This window comes from Roseibium sp. RKSG952, from assembly GCF_009711355.1.
The window spans coordinates 1-5,930 of record NZ_SMMF01000730.1 but is presented as its reverse complement, the minus strand read 5'-3'; the positions used below and the strand labels follow the sequence as shown (position 1 = coordinate 5,930).

General features: G+C 54.3%; 5 protein-coding genes. All 5 read left to right on the top strand.

Annotated elements, in window-relative coordinates; translation table 11 throughout:
• Positions 1-1,834: asparagine synthase (glutamine-hydrolyzing) (gene asnB, locus E1297_RS04955; protein WP_209015649.1), on the top strand; the 1,834-nt coding region annotated here is incomplete at its 5' end.
• A complete protein-coding gene (locus tag E1297_RS04950; RefSeq protein ID WP_155134676.1) occupies positions 1,831-2,967 on the top strand; it encodes an NAD(P)/FAD-dependent oxidoreductase in 1,137 nt (378 codons plus the stop codon). The genes asnB and E1297_RS04950, both read left to right, overlap by 4 nt.
• Positions 2,964-4,073 (top strand): acyl-CoA dehydrogenase family protein, encoded by a 1,110-nt coding sequence (locus tag E1297_RS04945; protein ID WP_155134673.1) that lies wholly within the window; start codon positions 2,964-2,966, stop codon positions 4,071-4,073. Before E1297_RS04950 ends, E1297_RS04945 begins: the two co-directional genes overlap by 4 nt.
• A 43-nt stretch (positions 4,074-4,116) precedes the next feature.
• On the top strand, positions 4,117-4,614 hold the full coding sequence (locus tag E1297_RS04940) for a PaaI family thioesterase (RefSeq protein ID WP_155134670.1): 498 nt from the start codon (positions 4,117-4,119) through the stop codon (positions 4,612-4,614).
• A gap of 18 nt (positions 4,615-4,632) precedes the next feature.
• Complete coding sequence (locus E1297_RS04935) at positions 4,633-5,604, top strand: DMT family transporter (protein WP_155134667.1); 972 nt, start codon at positions 4,633-4,635, stop codon at positions 5,602-5,604.
• The last annotated feature ends 326 nt before the right edge of the window (positions 5,605-5,930 follow it).

The following is a 5,930-nucleotide window of genomic DNA, read 5'->3' as shown; positions in this document are numbered from 1 at the left end:
CATTGCCGCGCGAGCGGCTTCGTCCTTGGGCCATAATCGGCTGTCAATCATGGGACTGGACAATGGATTGCAGCCCATCGCGAGCCCCGACGGCGAGGTGCACCTGATTGTAAACGGTGAATTCTACGGATTTGAAGAGATAAGGGCCGATTTGCAGAAGAGCGGCTGCGAATTTACCACCAGTTCGGATAGCGAAATCGCACTGCATCTTTATCAGATATATGGAACTGCCGGTTTCCAGAAGTTACGTGGCGAATTTGCAATTGTGCTTTACGATGCGCGAGAACGCCTGCTTTTCGCGGTCCGCGACCGGGTTGGCGTCAAACCGTTATTCTATGCCGAGCATAACGGCACTTTCTACGTCGGGTCTGAAATCAAGGCGATTCTGGCCGCAGGTGTCCCGGCGACTTGGGATGCGGAAGCCTACGCGACACGATCGTTCTATTTGAGTGACCACACTCTTTTCAGCGGCATACACTCGGTTCAACCCGGTCACATGCTGGTGGTCAACGATACGCGCGTATCCCAAATCCGCTATTGGGATTTCGAATTCCCAGATCGTTCAACCCTGTGTGAACGGGCGAACACTCAATCGGAGCCCGAAATCATCCAAGGCGTGCATGACGTAATTATGGAAGCGATTGATGCGCGTCTGAAAGCCGATGTTCCAATCGCATTCTATCTGTCTGGCGGAATAGACAGCTCTGCAATGCTGGGAGCCGCAACTCATCTTTCCGGCTCCCCATTCCCCGCTTTCCATTTGTCCTTCGGCGAAAAGGAAGAGTTTGACGAGTTCAAATTCGCCAAGGAAGCTGCGGATTTCAATGGCGCTGATTTCAGGCCAATTCAGATCCGGCAATCGGATCTGGCAGACAATTTCGAGCGGGCTCTTTGGCACAATGAAACGCCATTTTTCAATGCTCATGGTGTTGCCAAGTTCATCCTGTCTCGTCATGTGCGGGATGCCGGTTTCAAGGCCGTGGTTACGGGGGAGGGCGCTGATGAGGTGTTTGCGGGCTATCCGCATTTTGTCCGGGACATGATTCTTTACAACTCTGAAGGGCAACCCGCTTCGGAGATTGAGGAGCAACGGCAGAAAATATGGAAGTTTGCAGCCTCTCAGGCGAGCGGCATATCCGCAGATGTCAAATGGCTCAATCGGCAATTGCAACACGGTGTCAGCTGGATCGAAAACCAGGCAAGCTGGTTTGCAGACCTGCAGACCTTATACGCCAACTCTATGCGGACCACTTTTGGACATGTTCAGCCGTACCGCCAACTTTACAATCGCCTTGATCACAGTCGTCTAGACAATCTCGATCCGGTCAACAGGTCGATGTACCTTTGGGCAAAGACATTCCTGCCAAATTTCGTACTGACCACTCTGGGGGACAGAATGGAGATGGCGCATTCTATCGAAGGACGTGTCCCTCTGCTTGATCACCGAGTTATCGAACAGGCCGCACAGCTGCCAATCACATACAAGGTACGCGGAACACGGGAAAAATATGCATTGCGGGAAGCGATGAAACCATACCTCCCAACATCGCTATACAATCGAAAGAAGCATTATTTCAGGGCTCCTCCAGCAACACAGTTCAAGAATGGACGTCTTTATCAGCTGGTACGCGACACCCTCACGCTTTCTGCGCTCTCCGACATACCCTTCTTTGAACCACGAAAGGTAACGGCACTTTTGGACGAACTGCCGTCCAAGGCACCGCGCGATCAGGCGCGTCTCGACCCAATGGTCATGGAACTGGTCAGTCTCTGCATGATGCGCCAGGCCTTCGGACTGAGTTTCGATACCAACGAAGAGGCACGAGCAGCATGAAAATCGCCATTATCGGTGCAGGCCTCAATGGTCTTGCAGTTGCGGCATTGCTGCAAAAATTTGGTCTGAGAGCCCAAGTCTTCGAGAGGGCCAATGGTCCGAGGGACAGTGGGTCCGGCATCTTTATCTGGCCGCAAGGGGTTCAGGTCCTGCAACTGATAGCCGGGAATAAAGGTTTTTTGAGGCATGGGCAGCCGATCGAGTTTCTTGATACCCATGACCGCTCTGGCAAACTGATCAGCTCTGTCCCGGTCCGGCTCCCGGACTGTGATTTCCTCGCTCCTGCCGTAATGTTCCGGCGTGCCGGTCTTCTACGCTATCTCAATGAACTGTTGCCAGAAGGAACGGTTTCCTACGGCAAGGCGCTCACCGAGCTGGACCATAAACACGATCAAACGGCCATCACCTTCAATGACGGAACCACTGTTGATTTTGACGTGGTGATTGCAGCAGACGGTGTGTTTTCGTCGACGCGGCAAGCCCTGACACGCAAGAGCAATTTTGCGCTTCCAGTCAGCTCGGGACTGTCAGCGACCCGGGGCATGGTCCGCTTTCGGCATCCCGACCTTCTGGATGACCGTTGCCAAATCTTCTCCAACATCCATTCACGTTGCGTGACCTATCCGGTTAATAACGCGACGGGACAGCGTTACTGGTTTGTCGCCTATCAGGTTGAAACCGTCGACCAGCAGCTTTGGCGGGACGACCTATTGGAGCACATTGACAACATGCCGCAAGTCTTCCGGCAAATGATCTCGGTGACCCGGAATGAAGACGTCCTGTGTAATCACTTGCACTCTATGAGCGAGGGAAGCTGCTGGACCCATGGCAATGTCGCGTTCCTCGGAGACAGTGCCCATGCGCTTTTGCCGTCTTTGGGCTACGGCTTCACGCTGGGCCTCGAGAATGGATATGTTCTTGCTCAAACCCTTGCCGCAAACTGCGACGCGCCGGTTTCCTCCGCATTGCAAAGGTATGAAAAACGCGTCGCCAAACGCTCGGAAGACCTCATCAAGGTCATGGACGAGGTAACCCGGCTTTTTTACTTCGATCCGGAAGGCAATGTTTCCCAGGAGGCGCTGAAACCGATCATGGGGCGGTTCCGGAACCTTTCCGGGGCAACAGTGTCATGAAACCGGTGCAGGACAGGCACGAGCTCCTTGTGAGTTTTGTGCGAGATAGAATTGAGCCGTTCGTCGAAACGTGGGAAGCCGGCGGGCACTACCCACCGGAACTATACAGGGAGGCTGGTGAACAGGGCATCCTCGCCATGGGAGACCCGCACTGGCGGGAAGACCCGGCAAGTGTTGTGACTGCACCGAGCGCTACCCGGTTGTCTTATATCAGAAGCCTGAATCGTGCCGGTTCTCAAGCGATTGCAGTTGCCTTGAGCGCGCATCTGATCAGCCTGAAAATTCTGCTTGAGGGGGCTCCCGATCTATTCAGGCTAACTGCAGCCGACATTCTAAGCGGTCACCAAGTGATCAATATTGCCCTGACCGAGCCCGGCGGCGGCAGCAATCTGAATGAAGTTACAACCTTTGCAGAGCGGGGACCAAACGGACGGTATCTGGTCTCGGGGAATAAGGCGTTTGTCTGTCATGCCCAACGGGCAAGCTGGCTTATAGTTACGGCACGTCACGGGAGTCCTGAGGCGCAAGAAATCGGGCTGTTTCTTGTAGCGCTTGGTTCGTGTGCAAAGATTAAACCCCTCCGTCCGATCGGCTGGCAAGCCCTGCCAATCGGAGACGTGCACATGCAAGAGACGGAAGCCTACCCGATTGCTTTACCGGGCAAACCGGCACGAAGACTGCTTCAGTCCGGTTTGGCCGCAGAGCGGCTCAATCTTGCAGCCTTGGCCGTGCAGTCGTCGGTGTTGGCCCTTGAGCAAGCAGTTGCCTTTGCGCGCGAACGCGATATTGCGGGAACGCCACTCCTTAAACGTCAAGCCATTGCGCACCGTCTGGCAGACATGAAACGCGAAATCTGCGTTTCCGCGGCCTTTCTGGAACAAGTCGCATCCAGCAGTGACAAACCGGACCCGATATTTTTAGCGATGGCGAAGAACACAGCCTCGCAGTGTTTTGAAGCAGCGGCTAGAAACGCTGCCCAAATCGCGGGAGGTCAAGGCTGTCTGGATGACAACTTGCTCGCACGGCTTTATCGCGACAGCCGGATTACGCCTGTCGGGGGCGGAAGCGAGGAGATGATGCTGGAAATAATTGCGAGCTCGCTTTGAAAGAAAGAAATATGTGACAAGCACGCGCCGAAAGGGCAGTTCCATGCAAAATGCCTATCCCGCCACAGATCCTTCCGACATCCAAGCGGCTGAAACCGAGAGTTTCCCGATCCCGCCACATGCTGCACATCTCAGCAGTTGTCTGATCAACCACCCCTATCAACAGTTCTGCGGCCTCAAGGTGATCGCGCAAAGGCCCGGTTTTTGTCTTGCCCGGTTAACCGTTACCGAAAACATCGACAATCTCGGTCATACACTCCACGGCGGAGTGATATATTCCATGCTGGATGTAGTGAGCATGTTGGCGACGCTTCCCCTGCTGGATACGGGGGAATACGCGCTCACAACATCCATGTCCTCATCCCTGATGTCGCCGGCTCCCCTTGGGTTGGAGGTCGATTTCGAGGCAGAAGTTCGACGCTCCGGTCGCACAGCCGTTTTTACCGAGGCCCGTGCCTACAAGATCAAGCCGGACGAGACCCGGGCTCTGATCGCAAGTGCACTATTCACCAAGTCCCGTTTTAAACGCGATCTGCGGTAACCCCTTCAAGGAATACCTATGGCTCAAGTGGATGAACTGCCGCTGACCTCACCCCAATCCAATGACCGTTTGCTGGATGCACCAAAGCGTCTCAAGGTGCCCTCGTTGGTGCTCTTGTTGATAATTGGTGCATTGCTTGCAGTAACAGCTGTTTTCGCCAAGGCCGCGCCAACAGTTGGCTGGCACCCGCTAACCTTGCTTCTTTGGTCGCTGTGTGGTGCCTCTGTACTGCGGAGTGCCGGGTTGTACCTTCACCGCGAACCGGTGCCCGATGACAAACACAAGCCCCGATACTGGGGCTTCAGCCGCCACTTGGTAACCTATCAATTGGTTTCCGGGCTTTTGTTTGTGGCTCCAAGTGCGATAGCTTTTGCCGCTGCGCCTCACGTAGGTGCAGGCTTTGTCACGCTGACATACGCGTTTCCGCTTGTGTTGACCTACGTTCTGTCTCTGATAATCGGTCTGGAACGTCTAGATGTCATGCGCATGAGCGGAGTTCTCTTCGGACTTGCCGGCGGCGCGCTTTTCGCTCTCAATGCCGGCTCCGTCAATCCGCAAATCAGCAATTGGATATTGGGCGCCATTTCTTTGCCCGTGTTGCTCGCCTTGGGCAATGTCTACCGTACCTTGAGATGGCCAGCCAACGCGAGCCCTGAGGTGCTGAGCGTCGGCATGATGGCGGTCGGATTCGGATTTCTTCTGGCCTTTGCGCCCGCCATGGGGGTTCCGATACTGCCTGATAACTTCTCTTTTTCAGCCGTTGGATTGCTCATCGCACAGATATTGTTGTTTACTGTTCAATATGCGCTGTTTTTCCAGCTGCAACGGCAAGCCGGGCCGGTTTACCTCAGTCAGATTGGCTGCGTATCAGCAGCCATTGGGCTTCCCTTGGCATTCACATTCTTTCATGAAATCCCCAGCCAGATCCAACTTGGCGCCTTGGTCCTGGTCGTGATCGGAATAGTGATGGTGAACAAGCGCACCACTTGAAACGCTCCTTTTTAGGTTCAGTTGCGATACCGGTTTTTCGACCATTTTTTTCGCTGCAATAAGCTCTTGCACTGGGCCATGAAAGGCGGCGCTTTCTGGGTCGTGGATTGCGTAGCATAATCCTTCGCCGGGGTCATCAGGCCGATAACGTTCAAAATCTTTCGCACATTTTCAGAGTGAGACGGTTCACCTTATTCTGATTGAATGGAGCCCGTCTGGCGGAGGGCTGGACGCCAGAACTGGAGTTCGTCCCTGTTTCCGGACAATCGCAAATCATTAGACTGACGGCTCCAGGAGGCGAACATGGGAAAGAAGCGCGTGCATTA